14 protein-coding genes are annotated in these 14,472 nt (G+C 68.8%); 5 read left to right on the plus strand and 9 right to left on the minus strand.

Translation table 11 applies throughout. From position 1 onward, the window contains the following. Positions 1-46: 46 nt before the first annotated feature. The 4 genes from WK25_RS16730 to WK25_RS16745 all read right to left on the minus strand — a co-directional run bounded on the left by WK25_RS16730 (position 47) and on the right by WK25_RS16745 (position 2,488). Complete coding sequence (locus tag WK25_RS16730; RefSeq protein ID WP_038570498.1) at positions 47-613, minus strand: hypothetical protein; 567 nt, start codon at positions 611-613, stop codon at positions 47-49. Positions 614-680: 67 nt separating this feature from the next. Next, positions 681-980: a DUF2795 domain-containing protein gene (locus WK25_RS16735; protein ID WP_069242146.1), complete on the minus strand. Its 300-nt coding sequence runs from the start codon at positions 978-980 to the stop codon at positions 681-683. 38 nt (positions 981-1,018) lie between these two features. Continuing rightward, positions 1,019-2,047: an SDR family oxidoreductase gene (locus tag WK25_RS16740; RefSeq protein ID WP_038570502.1), complete on the minus strand. Its 1,029-nt coding sequence runs from the start codon at positions 2,045-2,047 to the stop codon at positions 1,019-1,021. A gap of 27 nt (positions 2,048-2,074) precedes the next feature. Next, complete coding sequence (locus tag WK25_RS16745) at positions 2,075-2,488, minus strand: BON domain-containing protein (RefSeq protein WP_038572138.1); 414 nt, start codon at positions 2,486-2,488, stop codon at positions 2,075-2,077. 241 nt (positions 2,489-2,729) lie between these two features. Here WK25_RS16745 and WK25_RS16750 point away from each other — a divergent pair, with 241 nt between their 5' ends. From WK25_RS16750 to WK25_RS16770, 4 genes are all read left to right on the plus strand, one after another. Then, on the plus strand, positions 2,730-4,043 hold the full coding sequence (locus tag WK25_RS16750) for a glycosyltransferase family 4 protein (protein WP_069242445.1): 1,314 nt from the start codon (positions 2,730-2,732) through the stop codon (positions 4,041-4,043). Beyond that, positions 4,043-5,089, plus strand: a complete 1,047-nt coding sequence (locus tag WK25_RS16755; RefSeq protein ID WP_038572144.1) for a UDP-glucuronic acid decarboxylase family protein — start codon at positions 4,043-4,045, stop codon at positions 5,087-5,089. The genes WK25_RS16750 and WK25_RS16755 overlap by 1 nt, the downstream gene beginning before the upstream one ends. A gap of 179 nt (positions 5,090-5,268) precedes the next feature. Then, positions 5,269-5,979 (plus strand): PIG-L deacetylase family protein, encoded by a 711-nt coding sequence (locus tag WK25_RS16765; protein ID WP_069242148.1) that lies wholly within the window; start codon positions 5,269-5,271, stop codon positions 5,977-5,979. Positions 5,980-6,017: 38 nt separating this feature from the next. Then, positions 6,018-6,881 (plus strand): glycosyltransferase family 2 protein, encoded by an 864-nt coding sequence (locus tag WK25_RS16770; protein ID WP_409995323.1) that lies wholly within the window; start codon positions 6,018-6,020, stop codon positions 6,879-6,881. A gap of 15 nt (positions 6,882-6,896) precedes the next feature. Here the strand turns inward: WK25_RS16770 and WK25_RS16775 are convergent, their stop codons facing one another. Further along, positions 6,897-8,264 (minus strand): sigma-54-dependent transcriptional regulator, encoded by a 1,368-nt coding sequence (locus WK25_RS16775; RefSeq protein ID WP_069242150.1) that lies wholly within the window; start codon positions 8,262-8,264, stop codon positions 6,897-6,899. 347 nt (positions 8,265-8,611) lie between these two features. Here WK25_RS16775 and WK25_RS16780 point away from each other — a divergent pair, with 347 nt between their 5' ends. Further along, entirely contained in the window at positions 8,612-9,682 is a 1,071-nt protein-coding gene (locus tag WK25_RS16780) for a sigma-54 interaction domain-containing protein (protein WP_069242151.1), read from the plus strand. Positions 9,683-9,713: 31 nt separating this feature from the next. Here WK25_RS16780 and WK25_RS16785 read toward each other — a convergent pair whose 3' ends face one another. Genes WK25_RS16785 through WK25_RS16800 form a run of 4 tightly spaced genes read right to left on the minus strand, consistent with a single transcriptional unit; the run spans position 9,714 to position 14,472 of the window. Beyond that, complete coding sequence (locus WK25_RS16785; RefSeq protein ID WP_038570514.1) at positions 9,714-10,664, minus strand: glycosyltransferase; 951 nt, start codon at positions 10,662-10,664, stop codon at positions 9,714-9,716. Then, positions 10,654-11,730 (minus strand): glycosyltransferase family 9 protein, encoded by a 1,077-nt coding sequence (locus WK25_RS16790; protein WP_038570517.1) that lies wholly within the window; start codon positions 11,728-11,730, stop codon positions 10,654-10,656. Before WK25_RS16790 ends, WK25_RS16785 begins: the two co-directional genes overlap by 11 nt. Beyond that, entirely contained in the window at positions 11,727-12,728 is a 1,002-nt protein-coding gene (locus WK25_RS16795) for a glycosyltransferase family 2 protein (protein ID WP_069242152.1), read from the minus strand. The genes WK25_RS16790 and WK25_RS16795 overlap by 4 nt, the downstream gene beginning before the upstream one ends. Continuing rightward, complete coding sequence (locus WK25_RS16800; protein ID WP_069242153.1) at positions 12,715-14,472, minus strand: carbamoyltransferase; 1,758 nt, start codon at positions 14,470-14,472, stop codon at positions 12,715-12,717. The genes WK25_RS16795 and WK25_RS16800 overlap by 14 nt, the downstream gene beginning before the upstream one ends.

Consider the following 14,472-nt stretch of genomic DNA (forward strand, 5'->3'; position numbering starts at 1 on the left):
CCGCACGCCACGCGCGCCGTTGCAAGCGCATGCAGAAACGGCATGCTCAGTGCGGGCTGTCCTGCGTGGTTCCGTCGGGCCGGCGCACCGGATCGAAGTCGCGCCATTCGCCGTCTTGCCAGTCGCCTTCGACGCGCTCGATCGATTGCGCGCCGGTCGCGCGCAGCACGTCTTCCGCTGCGGCCGCGGTCGTTGCCGTCACGCGCGCGGCGAGAATGACGCCGGTCTCGGTCTGCGCGAGCGTGCCCTTGCCTTCCGCCTGCTCGCCGCGCATGCGGCCAAGCGCGCCGCCGAACGCGCCGAGATACGCGCCGGCGAGTGCGCCGGCGGCCGGCACGAACCAGTAGCGCAGGCCCACCGCATAGATGATCAGCCCGACGACGGCGCCGATCGCCAGCCCGCGGATCGCACCGACCATCGCGCCGCGGCCGCCCGGCTTCGCGGCCGTGTCGGCATACACGTCGCCGCCGATCGGAAAGCGCGCGTGCTGGCCGCCTGGATTCAGGAAGAAGATCGACACGTCGTCCGGGCCGAACGCGCGCTCGTAAAGGTAGCGCGCACTACCTTCCGCTTCCTCGAACGTCGTGAAGCGGCCTGCGACGATCATCGCCATGCTCGTCCTCCTCGTGACGGTGAGAAGCCGCGCACGCGGGCGCGCGCGCGGCGCGATGCGGCGGCGCTCACATCAGCCGCCCGAGCTCCTTCGACACCGACGCCGGCGTCGTGTATTCGCGGTCGGGAATCTGCCGCAGCATGTCCAGCACTTCCTTGTCCGCATGCGAACGTTCGGCGCACTGAACGACGTCGTCCTTGGTCGCCGGATAGTCCATTCCCTTCAGCGCCTTTTGCACGTCGACCGGGCTCGGCACCTTGCCGTGCCCCGTCTGATGCCCGCCCTTGTCGTGATCCTGCTGCGTGCGCTCGCCCTCGTGCGCGCGGGAGTGGCTGTATTCGTGGCCCGTATGTTGTCGGGATGACATGAAAACCTCCTTCGGTTGAAAAACGGAAAGGAACGCGCTTACGTCGACTCGCGGCGCGAGCGCGCCAGCGCGGCGAATACCAGGGCCGCCGTGCCCAGCGCGACCGCGCCGGCGACCTTCGGACGCTGCACCACCGCGTTGTACGCACACGCGCGCAGCACGGGCCCTTCCATCCCTTCGCGCTCGTGCAGCGCGTGACGCGATTCGTACAGCGCGTTGTCGTCGCGCGGCCGTGCGGGGCGCACCGTGCGCTGGCCGCGCGAGAACAGCGTGGCCGCGACGCGATCGAACAGGCGCGGCGCGTGATACGCGCTGGCCGACGTCAGCTTCGCGGCGCCGCCGACGAACAACGTGCGGCGCGGATGCGCGGCCGCGTACAGGATCGCGTCGGCGACGAGTTCGGGGTCGTAGATCGGCGGCGGCAGTTTCGCCTCGACGTTCATGTAGTTCTTTGCGTGCATCACGAACATCGTGTCCATCGCCGCCGGCTTGATCAGCGTGACCGAGACCGGCAGGTGATCCGACTCCAGCTCGAGCCGCAGCGAATCGGTAAAGCCCTTCACCGCGTGCTTCGATGCGACGTACGCGCTTTGCAGCGGCACCGGCGCGTCCGACACCTCGCTGCCCATGTTGATGATCGCGCCGCCATGGAAATCGCTCTTGCGCCGGAAATGATCGGACGCGACGAGCGAGCCGTGCACGACGCCCCAGTAGTTGGTGTCGAACAGCCGGCGCTGATCCTCGAGCGGCACCGCGGCCGCCGTGCCGAAGATCGACACGCCGGCGTTGTTGACCCATGTGTCGAAACCGCCGTAAGTGTCGACCGCCATCGCGGCCGCGCGTTGCAGGTCCTCGAGATTGCCGACGTCGCCGGCAACCGGCACCGCGAGCCCGCCGTGCTGACGGATTTCATCGCACAGCGTGTTCAGCGCGTCCTCGTTGCGCGCGAACAGCACCAGCTTCGCGCCTCGCCGCGCCGCCTTGCGCGCGGTGATGAGGCCGATGCCGCTCGTGGCGCCCGTGATCACGATCGTCTGTTCGCCGACCGGTTTGAGCATGCACTTCATCGGGGTGCTCCTTTGACAGGGTCGGGATTATTTCGGGCGGATGGTCAGCTGGTCGCGCACGTCCTGCACGCCGTCGATCTTCCGGACGACGCCTACTGCCTGCGTGCGCTGCGCTTCGTCCGGCACGCTGCCGGTAAGCATCACGACGCCGTGGCGCGTCTTCACGTGGATGTCGCCGGCCGACAGGCCGCTCGTGCCGACCAGTTCGGCCTTGGCCTTGGTCGTGATGGTCGCGTCGCGAATCTTCGTGCCGGTGCTCGAATGCGTCGACGACGACATGGACGACGATGACGATGCCGCGCCGTCGTCGCCGGCGGCGAACACGTTCGGCGCGACGACCGTACAGGCGGCGGCCGCGGCGATCGCGATCGCCATGCCGACACGCTTCGCGGGCTGACGGCGGAATCGCGGTGCGCGGGCTTGGAGCGGGAATACCTTCATCGTGACCTCCTTCATGGTGCCGGCATGACCGGCGGGTATTCCGGGTGGCGCAAACCGCGTGCCGCGACCGGTGCGCCGCGCATGCGTGCGGGACCGCGATCAGACGCCCTTTCATCCAACGCGTTGTAATTTTTTCGGCGCATCGGTGAGCCGTTTCCCCCGCAAACGCCCGGGCATGCCGCTTGCCGAACAGGGACGCAACGGGGCCCGTCTGCGCGGCCCCGACTTCGGGAGCAACACCATGCAAAGAATCGCGTTGATCAGTGAACATGCGTCGCCGCTCGGCGTCATCGGCGGCGTGGATGCGGGCGGCCAGAACATCTACGTCGCGAACGTGGCGAAGCAGCTGGCCGAGCGCGGCCTCGACGTGGACGTCTACACGCGGTGCGACAACCCGCATCTGCCCGAAGTCGTGCAGATCGGCCCGCGCATGCGCGTGATCCACGTGCCGGCCGGGCCGCCCACGGACGTGCCGAAGGAGCGTTTGCTGCCGTACATGGGCGCATTCGCGGACTACATGGTCGCCCGCATGCGGCGGGAGCCGGACCCCGTCGACGTGATGCACGCGAATTTCTTCATGTCCGGCGAAGCAGGCCTGCGCGTGAAGAAGCGCCTCGGCATTCCGCTCGTGACGACCTTTCATGCGCTCGGCCGCGTGCGCCGCCTGCACCAGGGCGCGGCCGACGGCTTCCCGGACGAACGCTTCGCGATCGAGGACACGCTCGCGCGCCGCTCGGACCGGCTGATCGCCGAATGCCCGCAGGACGCGCTCGACCTCACCACGCATTACCACGCGGACGCCGCGCGCATCGAGATCGTGCCGTGCGGATTCGACGCCCGCGAATTCCGGCCGGTGCCGCGCGTCGACGCACGCGCGCGGCTTGGCTGGCCGCAGGATGCGTTCATCGTGCTGCAGCTCGGGCGACTGGTGCCGCGCAAAGGCATCGACAACGTGATCGACGCCGTCGCGCGAATGCCGCGCGATCCGCAACGGCCGACGCGTCTTTACGTGGTCGGCGGCAGCCAGGCCACACCCGACCCGGCGCGCGATCCGGAACTCGCGCGGCTCGCCGCGCTCGCGCACGACACCGGGATCGCCGAGCGCGTGACCTTCGTCGGCCGCCGCGACCGCGATGCGCTGCACCTGTACTACAGCGCCGCCGACGTGTTCGTGACGACTCCGTGGTACGAGCCGTTCGGGATCACGCCGGTGGAAGCGATGGCGTGCGCGGCGCCGGTAATCGGCAGCGACGTCGGTGGGATTCGGACGACGGTCGACGACGGCACCACGGGCTACCTCGTGCCGCCGCGCGACCCCGCCGCACTCGCCGAGCGGCTGCTGCAGCTGCGCGCGCAACCGGCGCTGTGCGACGCGCTCGGCCGCGCCGGCTACCTGCGCGCACACCGCTTCTACACGTGGCGCGGCGTGACAGACCGCCTCGTCGACATCTACCGCGACGTCGCGCACCCGCAGCGCGCCGGCTCCGCGGCCAGCCGCCGCACGCCCGTGGCGACCACGCCAGGTGTACTCGCGCACCGCAAGGAGAACGCATGATGAAGGGCTACGATCGCAAACGCATACTCGTCACCGGCGGTGCCGGGTTTCTCGGCTCGCATTTGTGCGAACGGCTCGTGACATCGGGCCACGATGTGCTGTGCGTCGACAATTTCTACACCGGCACGAAGGACAACATCGCGCACCTGCTCGATGCGCCGAACTTCGAGTTGATGCGGCACGACGTGACGTTTCCGCTGTACGTCGAAGTCGACGAGATCTACAACCTCGCGTGCCCTGCGTCGCCGGTGCACTATCAGCGCGACCCGGTGCAAACGACCAAGACCAGCGTGCACGGCGCGATCAATCTGCTCGGCCTCGCGAAGCGCGTGAAGGCGCGCATCCTGCAGGCGTCGACGAGCGAGGTGTACGGCGACCCCGACGTGCATCCGCAGGACGAACGCTACTGCGGCCGTGTAAATCCGATCGGCGTGCGCGCGTGCTACGACGAAGGCAAACGCTGCGCGGAGACGCTCTTCATGGACTACCACCGGCAGTACGGCGTCGACGTGCGGATCGCGCGGATCTTCAACACGTACGGGCCGCGCATGCACCCGGCCGACGGGCGGGTCGTATCGAACTTCATCACGCAGGCGCTGGCCGGCGAGCCGTTGACCGTCTACGGCGACGGCAGGCAGACGCGCTCGTTCTGCTACGTCGACGACATGGTCGATGCGCTGATCCGGCTGATGGGCGAGCCCGGCGACGCATGCGAACCGGTGAATCTGGGCAGCGACGACGAGATCGCGATGATCGACGTCGCGCGCGAAGTCGCGAGAATCGTCGGCACGCAGGTGCCGATCGAATTCCGCCCGCTGCCGTCCGACGACCCGCGCCAGCGGCGGCCCGATCTCGACGCCGCGCAGCGGCGCCTCGGCTGGCGCGCGACGACACCGCTTGCGAGCGGGCTCGCGCACACCGCGCGCTATTTCATCCATCGGCAGGCGGTGCATCACACGCCGGGCGATCTCGTGCGCAGCACACAGATCGCGTCGCACATGCTCGCGCAGATCAGCACGCAGAACCGGCCGACGACGGCGACGTGAATGCGATGGCGTGACTGCAGCCGGTGCGCACTGCGCGTCTGCAGCCGCGCTTGAGCCGTCGCGTCCCTCCGCCGGCATCGTCGGCCGTGAGCCGGATGGATGCACCGATACCGCGCGCATGCTCGCGCATCGCTGCCGGCACGCCCGCCGACAATCGTTCCGAGGGAGAATTTCGACACATGACCGCTCCGACACGCTGGCTCGTCATCTCGCCGCATCTCGACGATGCCGTCCTCAGTTGCGGGCAGGTGCTCGCGCAGGCGCCCGGCTCGGTGGTCGTCACGGTGTTCGCCGGCATTCCGCCACGTCACACGGCCGCGCCGCCGTGGGATCGGCGCGCAGGCTTTCGCACCGCCGACGAAGCGATGCGCAGCCGCCGCGACGAGGACCGCCGCGCGCTCGAAACGCTCGATGCGCGCCCGCTCTGGCTCGACTTCCTGGACGATCAGTACGGCGCGCCGGCCGCCTCCACCGACATCGCCGCGCGGCTGGCCGACGCCATCGACGCGCATCCGGGCTTCGGCGTACTCGCGCCGGCAGGCCTGTTCCATCGCGATCATTTGCAGGTTCAGCAGGCCGTGCTGCCGTTGCTGCGCGCGTCCGGACGCTCGGACGACGCAGCGCGCGTGTGGCGCTTCTACGAAGATATTCCGTATCGGCGCATCGAAGGACTGATGGCCAAGCGCGTGGCCGGCTGGCGCGCGCAGGGTTGGATCGCGTATCCGGACGCGGCGCCATCCGAGTCGGACAACCGCACCGACGGCGCGGCGGCGAAGGCGTTGGCGGTCGAAGCGTATGCGAGCCAGATTGCGCTGTTCGAGCCCGACATGCGCGCCGAGCTCCGCGAACCCGAAGCGTACTGGCGGCTCGAATGCGACACGTGCGCGTAACGCCCCCGCGCGTGCATCGGCCGCCGCACGAGGCACGCATGACCGCGGTCGTGCTGACCTACCGGCGGCCGGCGGAACTGGAACGCACGCTCGCGCGGCTCACGGAGCTGCCCGATCGGCCGGCGATCGTCGTCGTCGACAACGGCGCCGACGATGCGACCCTCGCCCTCGTGCGCGAGCGCTTTCCCCATGCGGCGCTCGTGCACGCGCCGCGCAATCTCGGCGCGGCCGGCCGCAACCTCGGCGTGGCGCTCGCGCGCACGCCGTACGTCGCGTTCTGCGACGACGACACGTGGTGGGCGCCGGGTTCGCTCGCCGCGGCCGCGAATCTGCTCGACGAACATCCGCACGTCGCGGCCGTCACCGCGCGCGTGCTGGTCGGGCCGGAACAGCGTGAAGACCCGACTTGCCGGCTGATGGCAGACAGCCCGCTCGATGCGCCCGTCGCGCTGCCCGGCCGCCCGATCCTCGGGCTGCTGGCGGGCGCGACCGCGTTCCGGCGCGACGCGTTCCTGGATGCGGGCGGCTATCATCCGCGCTATTTCCTCGGCGGCGAGGAGGCGCTGCTCGCGCTCGACCTGTACCGCGCGGGTCGGTGGCTGGTGTATGCACCGCATCTGACGGTTCATCATTACCCTTCGCAGCAGCGGGACGTGAAGGCACGCGTGAGCGTGACGACTCGCAATGCGGTATGGACCGCCTGGCTGCGATGGCCGGCCGGCGCCGCACTCGCGCACACCGCACGCATGCTGCCGCACCTGCGCCGCGAACGCGGCATCATTCGCGCGTTCGCGGGCCTGCCGTGGATTTTGCGCGAGCGGCGCGCGATTCCGCCGCATGTCGAACGCATGCGCCGCCAGCTCGCCGGCGACGCGCGGCATCGCGCGGACGACCACGCGTGAGCGCCGCGCATGGGGTCAGGAATCCGGCTTTTCCGCTTCGTCTTCCAGTTGTGCGAGCCGGTTGTAGATCGTTTTCAGGCTGACGTCGAGCACCTCGGCCGCCTGCGCCTTCACACCGCCGCATTGCGCGATCGTGCCGAGAATCAGCTTGCGGTCGACTTCCTCCAGCGGCGTGCCGAACGGCACCGTCACGCGGTCTTCATGCGCGTCGACCATGCTGGATAGCTCGTCCATGATCGGCGGCGGCAGCGTGTCGATCACGTCGGCGTCGCTGAAGATGCTCGCGCGCTGCACGAAGTTGCGCAGCTCGCGCACGTTGCCCGGCCACGCATAGGATTTCAGCGCCTCGCGCGCGGCCGGCGAGAAGCGCAGGTTGCGCCCGCTATCGTCGTTGTAGCGTTGCAGGAACGCGTCGGCGAGCATCGGGATGTCGTCACCCCGCTCGCGCAGCGACGGCAGCGGAATCGGGAACACGTTGATCCGGTGATAGAGGTCGGGGCGCAGCTTGCCCTCCGCCATCGCGGCTTCCGGGTCGCGGTTGGTTGCGGCGACGATCCGCACGTCGACGTCGATCTCGCGCGTCGAGCCGAGCCGCGTGAGCCGGCCGGTTTCGAGCACGCGCAGCAGCTTGACCTGCGATTCCAGCGGCATCTCGGTGATTTCGTCGAGGAACAGCGTGCCGCCGTCCGCGCGTTCGAAGAAGCCCTTGTGTTGCCGCTCCGCTCCGGTGAAGCTGCCGCGGTCGTGGCCGAACATCTCGCTCTCGACGAGGTTCGCGGCGATCGCGCCGCAGTTCACCGCGAGGAACGGGCCGCGGCGCCGCAGGCTCAGGTCGTGCACCGTTTGCGCGGCAAGCTCCTTGCCGGTGCCCGATTCCCCGGTGAGCAACACCGACGCCTCCGTGCGCGCGACGCGGCCGATGGCATCGTAGACAGCCTGCATCGCCGGCGAGCTGCCGAGCATCCGGCCGAAGCGGCCGAGACGCTGCAGCTCGGACCGCAGCTCGGCGATTTCCTCGTGCAACGCGGTGGTGCGCGGCACGCGCGCGAAGATGCTGTTCAGCCGCTGCATGTTCAGCGGCTTCACGAGATAGTCGGTCGCGCCGCGCCGCAATGCATCGATCGCGGTTTCAAGGCTCGCGTGACCGGTGGTCAACACCATTTCGCAATGCCCGCGTTTGGGCAATGCATCGAACAGATCCATCCCGTTGCCGTCAGGCAAAACGAGATCGCACAACACGAGATCCGGGGTATTCGTCGAGACGAGCGTGCGCGCCTCTTCGAGCGTCGCGGCCGTATCGCACGCGAGCTGCTGTGCTTGCGCGAGCGCCGCGAGCATCGCGCGCGTGTCGGCATCGTCTTCGACGATCAGGACGTAAGGCATCCAAGCTCCTTGTGATGCGGCCCGGCGCATGATGGAAACCGAGACCGCGGCGGGCATGCGGTGCGGGTGCGGCGCCTGGCACGGCGCGACGCATCGGCACGGCACACGAACGAGCAGACAAGCAGGCCTGCCATGACAAACGAGTGTTTAGCAGTATAGAAGAAGCGTGTCGTGCAGTCGCGCTTCATCGAATAAATCTATCTATTCGGGAACCTCGCATTGCGAGATTCAATCTCTGGCAATACCCGTAAACGGTATGCTTGTTAAACGAAAAACGACGCTCATTGCGTCATTTTTTCATCTTGTCTCGACGGTTTCGGTCAAAACTTCCCAACTCGGTCATACCCATGTCGAAATCCGACGATGACGGCACGCGACTGTTCGGCCGCTCGCGAACAATCCAGGATTTGCTGGAGAAAATATCGCGCGTCGCCGCAACGCGCGTGAGTGTGCTGGTGGTCGGCGAAAGCGGAGCCGGCAAGGATATCGTCGCGCGGCTCATTCACGACATGAGCCCGCGCCGGCGCGGGCCGTTCGTTCCGGTCAATTGCGGTGCGATTCCCAAAGACCTCGCGGAGTCGCATTTGTTCGGTCATGAAAAAGGCAGCTTCACCGGCGCGGTCGCGCAACACGTCGGCATGTTCGAAGCCGCACGCGGCGGCACGCTGTTTCTCGATGAAATCGCGGAAATGCCGGCGGAATTGCAGGTGAAACTGCTGCGCACGCTCGAGACCAACACGATCATGCGCGTGGGCGGCCACGAGGCGATTCCGCTCGACGTGCGGATCGTCGCGGCCACCCATCACGATCCGGTCGAAGCGGTGCGCAGCGGCCGGCTGCGCGAGGACCTGTTCTACCGGATCGCGACGATCGCACTGCACGTGCCGGCGCTGCGCCAGCGCGAGGACGACGTCGGCGACATCGCGCTGCAGATCGTCGAGCGATTGAACGCGCGGCACCGCACGCGCAAGCGCCTGTCGATGCAGGCGATGAAGGCGCTGCGCGCATACACGTGGCCCGGCAACGTGCGCGAGCTGCGCAATGCGCTCGAGCGCGCGTTCATCCTCGCCGACGAGCAGATCGAACTGCAGTTGCCGCGCCGCCCGCCGCCCCGCGAGGAAGTGCGCCACAACGCGATGACCCTCCACATCGGCACGACGCTCGCGCACACGCAGCAACGCTTCATCGTCGCGTCGCTGCGGCACTTCAACGGCGACAAGCCGCGCACCGCGAAGGCGCTCGGCATCAGCCTGAAAACGCTCTACAACCGGCTCGCACTGCTGCCCGAACACGAACGCAATGCGACGAGCGGCACGGCCGCGCCCGGGTCCGGCGCGGGCAGCGGCGCTGCGGCCGGTGCAACGGGCACAGCCGGCGCCGCAAGCGCGACCACGCCGCCTGGCGTGCCGAGCCCGTAAGCGCGCGCGGCCGTTCGCGCGGCCACGCGCGCTACGACGTCATGTCACGCAACGCGCTGTCCCAGTCGCGCGCGAACCGGTCGATCGCGAACCGCTCGCACGCGTCGCGCTTCGCGGCCGCGCCCCATTCGCGCGCGAGCTCCGGCTCGCGGATCAGCGTCCGCATCGCATCGATCAGCACCGCGGGCCGCGTGTCGGCAACGCCGTTGCGGCCGCTGCGCACGAGCTGCGCCATCTCCGTCGTTGCGAGCGCAACGATCGGCATGCCGATCATCATCGCCTCGATCACCGACAGCCCGAGGCTCGTATAGCGGATCGGATTGAAGAAGAACCGGTAGTGCGCGAGAAATTGCGGCAGCGCCGGATTCGGCACCTCGCCGATTCCGCCGAGTTCCGCCGATCCCATTCCGACCAGATCGAGCGGCACGCTGCGACGCACGTCCTCGAACAGATCCGCGCCGAGTCGCCGCCCGCGCCGCGCGAGGTTGTTCACGACCGTCACGCCCTTCGGCAGCGTGCCGTGATATTCAACATCACCCGGCACCAGCACGCCGTGCTCGATCACACGCGTCGGCGTGACGCCGTTGTCCCACATCAGCGCGTTGAACGGGGTCACGTGCACCAGCAACACGTTCGGATCCTGCACGGGGTGCAGCGTGTCGGTCGGATGCTCGCGCGGCGGATCGTGTTCGACGAACAGCGTCGGCAGCGCACGCTGCGCTTCGCTCAGCAGGCGCACGCGGTCGTGTTCGTAGTGGCTGTGATGCTGATACAGCACGCAGTCGAACTCGGTGTCGCGCACGCACTCGGCCGGCACCTCGATCACGTTGTCGCCCCACGGCAAATGCCCGACCCGCCCCGCATAGCCCGGCGGATGCTGGGGCTTCGTCACGATGTAGAAATCGTGCGGCGCCTGCGACAGGTAGTACAGATAGTTGCCATGCACGTGCCAGGTGAGCACGCGCAACCGCTTACGTGACATGACGTCTCTCCTCCGCGAGCAGCTCGCCCGCCCGATCGACCACGTCGCCGACGCCGATCGCGGTCGCGCACTCGTGTCCGTATGGACAGGTGTCGAACATGCACGGCCGGCAGGTCGGGTAGTTCGCGAGCACGCGATGGCGGTCCGCGTCGAGCGGCGCCCAGCGGGCCGTGTCGCTGCCGCATGCGACGACGATGCTCGGCGTACCGAGCGCCGCCGCGACATGCGACACGCCCGTGTCGTTGCACAACAGCAGCCGCGCGCGGCCGATCAGCGCGGCCAGCGCGCCAAGCGGCGTGCGGCCGCACAGATTCACGCACGGCCGCCCGAGATGATCGGCGAACGCGTTGGCGAGCGCGAGTTCCCCGCGCGTGCCGGTCAGCACGATCTGCCAGCCGTCGTCGGCGAGCTGCCGCGCGGCGCTCGCGAACCGCTCGACGGGCCAGCGTCGCGACGCCATGCGCGCACCCGGATGGACGATCACGTAGCGGCCGGGATCGAGCGCATGCTCGTCGCAGAGCACATGCCACAGCGCGTAGTCGAGGCCGCCGAGCGGAAATTCGAGGTAGTCGCCCCAGTCCGGGTAACCAAGCTTGCGCGTGAGCGACAGATAGCGCGTGACTTCGGGCTCGCTGTCCCGCCACACGACGGAGCAGTCGAGCGCGGCCGCGCCGCCGTCGGGCGGCATGAATCCGGCCGTGCGCGTCGCGCCGAGCGACGCGACGATCGCGTTGGTATGCACGCCGCTGCCGTGCAGCTGGATCGCGAGATCGAAGTCGCGCGCGCGGCATTCGGCGACGAACGCCTCGCGCGCGGCCGGGTCGGCATCCGGTTGTTCGCCGAGGCCCGGCGCGCCGGGGAACGCGATGAAGTTGTCGATGTAATCCGCGAAGCGAGACGCGAATTCGCGCGCCCACGGCAATCCGATCAGCGTGATGCGCGCGTCCGGCTCGCCGCGCCGCAGCGCGCGCAGCGCGGGCACCGCGCATAGCATGTCGCCGAGTTGCAGCGCGCGAAAGACCGCGATGCGCATCGGGCCGGATGACGGAGCGGATTCGAGCATCATAGGAAGAACACCCGGAAATGGAGCGCGCCGCGCACGCGCCAGTACAGCGATACCGGCGGGATCGCGATCGACGTGACGATCATCTCGGCCACGTGCGACGGCGTAAGCCGCGTGCCGCGCAGCCGCCTTACGCAGAACGCCGCCGTGATCGCCGCCCATGCCGCCGCGCACGCGGCGGCCGGCGCGCGCAAGCCGGCCGCGAAGCAGCCGAGCGCGGCGAGCGCGAACAGCACGGCCGCGTAGTAGTTCCACGGCGGCATCGGCCGGATATGGCGCCGGTAGGTCGCGCGATGCTTCTTGTACAGCAGCGCGTCGAAATACACCTTCGACTGCGCGCCGATGCTCGAGCCCCACCGCGCGGGCCGCACCGGATGAACGATCCGCGCGCTCTCGACGTCGACGATCGGTCCCGCATGCTCGCGCAGCGCGAACATCAGGTCCGCATCCTCGCGCCACGCGCGCGTGAAGCGCTCGTCGAAGCCGCCGACGCGCTCGAGCGCGGCGCGGCGCACGAAGCAGTTCGCGGTCGCGAACTCGGCATGCGCGAGTCCGGCCGCGTCGCGCTCGTAGTCCGTCGGGCGCGGCCGCAGCGGCACGTCAATGCGCCCCGCGGCCGCGACCGCCGCCGGTTCGGCAAGCAGCGCGGCCGCGCCGTGCTTCAGCCACGTCGGGTCGGGAATCGTGTCGTCGTCGGTAAAGGCGATCAGCGCACCGCGCGCGCTGCGCCAGCCGACATTGCGCGCGCCGGCCGGCCCCTGCGTATCGGGCGCCGTCATGTAGCGAATCGCCGGCACGTCGGTCACGCGTGCGCGACATGCATCGACGACGGGCCGCGCGCTGCCGGCCGGATCGTCGTCGACGACGACGATCTCGTACGTCGTCGGATCGAACACCTGCACGCACAGCGCATCGAGGCAGCGTTCGAGCAGGTCGGGCCGCCGGTAGGTCGGCACGACAACCGACACCACCGTCGGCAGTTGCGTGTCACGCATGTTCATGTCGCGGCTTCTCCAGCAGGAACGAACCGATCACCAGCGCATCGAGCGGCGAGGTCCAGAAGCATTCGATCGCGTCGCGCGGCGAACAGACGATCGGCTCGCCGCGTGTGTTGAACGACGTGTTCACGAGCACCGGCACGCCGGTCAGCGCGTCGAACTCGGACAGCAGCGCATGCAGTAACGGGTGCTGATGCTCGTCGACCGTCTGCACGCGCGCGGTGCCGTCGATATGGCGCACCGCCGGAATCGTGGCTTCCGCGCCCGGCGCGACGTCGTAGACGAACAGCATGAACGGCGCGCGCAGCGGCGTGCGCTTGCCGCCGTTGAACCAGTGGTGGGCCTTGCTTTCGAGCACGACCGGCGCGACCGGCCGGAAGTCCTCGCGATCCTTGATCCGGTTCAGCTTGTGCTGCATCTGCGGATCGGTCGGCGACGCGAGGATCGAACGGGCGCCGAGCGCGCGCGGCCCGAACTCCATGCGGCCCTGGAACCAGCCGATCACCCGGTTCGCCGCGAGCAGCTCGGCCGTCTGCGCGGCGACGTCGTCGAGCCGCCGGTACGGCAGCTGCGCTTCCTTCACGAACGCTTCGATCGCGTCGTCGCTGTACGACGGCCCGAGGTACGCATGGTCCATCCGCCAGTCGCCGCGCATTCCGCGCATCCGGAAATCGGTCCACAGCGCGGCGCCGAGCGCGGTGCCCGCATCGCCCGCGGCCGGTTGCACCCATACGTCGTCGAACGGGCCGCGATCGCGGATCTTCGCGTTCATCACGCAGTTCAGCGCGACGCCGCCCGCCATCGCAAGCTGCTTCTCGCCGCTTTCGGCCGCCAGCCAGTCGACCGCCTGCAGCGTCGTTTCCTCGAGCACGAGCTGCAACGCGTGCGCGATGTCGCAGTGATGTGGCTCGATCGGGCCGCCGCGCTCGCGCGCCGGCCCGAACAGCGCGACCAGATCGCCGCCGCTGATTTCGTAGCGGCCTTCGCCGCCGTAGCGCACCAGCTTGCGCATCTCGTCTGCGAACACCGGCTTGCCGTACGACGCGAGCGCCATCACCTTGTACTCGTCGGATGAATGCAGGAAGCCGAGGTAGGTCGTCACCCGCTCGTACAGCAAGCCGAGCGAATGCGGCATGTTGACCTGGCCGAGCCGCCGGTACGCGTGCCCGTCGAACACCCCGTAGCTCGTCGTCGCGCGTTCGCCGCGGCCGTCCATCGTCATCACCGCGCAGTGCGCGTCCGGCGCCGCGAGAAATGCGCTCGCCTCGTGCGCGAGATGGTGCTCGATGAAATGCCAGCGGAACGGCCCGTCGTGTGCGACGCCGCGAAAGCGCCGCTGCAGGTGATGCGGCGCACCGCCCGCGAGCTGGCGCGGCGCGTTGACGATCGACGAAAGAAACAGCGGATGCCACGGCGACGCGCCGTCGGCGCGCGGCGCGTGCGCGGACGGCGCAAGCGGCAGCGTCAGCTCGGGCGCGTCGCCGTGACGATCGAGCTCGAGCCACGGGTCGTACGAATACGCGACGTGGTCGACATCCGCGAGCACGATGCCCGCTTCGGCGAGACAGTAGTCGATCGCATGAAACGGCAGCTCCCACGTCGAGAACGGCACCGGCCGCTTTGCATGCTTCACGTGCGTGAAGCGTTCGTCTTCGGCCGCCGCGATCACGACGCCGTCGCGCACGAGACATGCGGCGCTGTCGTGGAACGCGGCGTTGATGCCCAGCGTATAAATCGGTTCGGCCAT

Origin of the sequence: Burkholderia latens (assembly GCF_001718795.1) — a bacterium.
Classification (GTDB): Bacteria; Pseudomonadota; Gammaproteobacteria; order Burkholderiales; family Burkholderiaceae; genus Burkholderia; species Burkholderia latens_A.

What these genes read in the sequence shown, in the direction of transcription:
- WK25_RS16735 (WP_069242146.1), bottom strand. Translation starts at nt 980, where the DNA reads ATGTCATCCCGACAACATACGGGCCACGAATACAGCCACTCCCGCGCG.
- WK25_RS16780 (WP_069242151.1), top strand. Translation starts at nt 8,612, where the DNA reads ATGTCGAAATCCGACGATGACGGCACGCGACTGTTCGGCCGCTCGCGA.
- WK25_RS16745 (WP_038572138.1), bottom strand. Translation starts at nt 2,488, where the DNA reads ATGAAGGTATTCCCGCTCCAAGCCCGCGCACCGCGATTCCGCCGTCAG.
- WK25_RS16750 (WP_069242445.1), top strand. Translation starts at nt 2,730, where the DNA reads ATGCAAAGAATCGCGTTGATCAGTGAACATGCGTCGCCGCTCGGCGTC.
- WK25_RS16770 (WP_409995323.1), top strand. Translation starts at nt 6,018, where the DNA reads ATGACCGCGGTCGTGCTGACCTACCGGCGGCCGGCGGAACTGGAACGC.
- WK25_RS16765 (WP_069242148.1), top strand. Translation starts at nt 5,269, where the DNA reads ATGACCGCTCCGACACGCTGGCTCGTCATCTCGCCGCATCTCGACGAT.
- WK25_RS16800 (WP_069242153.1), bottom strand. Translation starts at nt 14,472, where the DNA reads ATGGCCGAACCGATTTATACGCTGGGCATCAACGCCGCGTTCCACGAC.
- WK25_RS16795 (WP_069242152.1), bottom strand. Translation starts at nt 12,728, where the DNA reads ATGAACATGCGTGACACGCAACTGCCGACGGTGGTGTCGGTTGTCGTG.
- WK25_RS16790 (WP_038570517.1), bottom strand. Translation starts at nt 11,730, where the DNA reads ATGATGCTCGAATCCGCTCCGTCATCCGGCCCGATGCGCATCGCGGTC.
- WK25_RS16755 (WP_038572144.1), top strand. Translation starts at nt 4,043, where the DNA reads ATGAAGGGCTACGATCGCAAACGCATACTCGTCACCGGCGGTGCCGGG.
- WK25_RS16785 (WP_038570514.1), bottom strand. Translation starts at nt 10,664, where the DNA reads ATGTCACGTAAGCGGTTGCGCGTGCTCACCTGGCACGTGCATGGCAAC.
- WK25_RS16730 (WP_038570498.1), bottom strand. Translation starts at nt 613, where the DNA reads ATGGCGATGATCGTCGCAGGCCGCTTCACGACGTTCGAGGAAGCGGAA.
- WK25_RS16775 (WP_069242150.1), bottom strand. Translation starts at nt 8,264, where the DNA reads ATGCCTTACGTCCTGATCGTCGAAGACGATGCCGACACGCGCGCGATG.
- WK25_RS16740 (WP_038570502.1), bottom strand. Translation starts at nt 2,047, where the DNA reads ATGAAGTGCATGCTCAAACCGGTCGGCGAACAGACGATCGTGATCACG.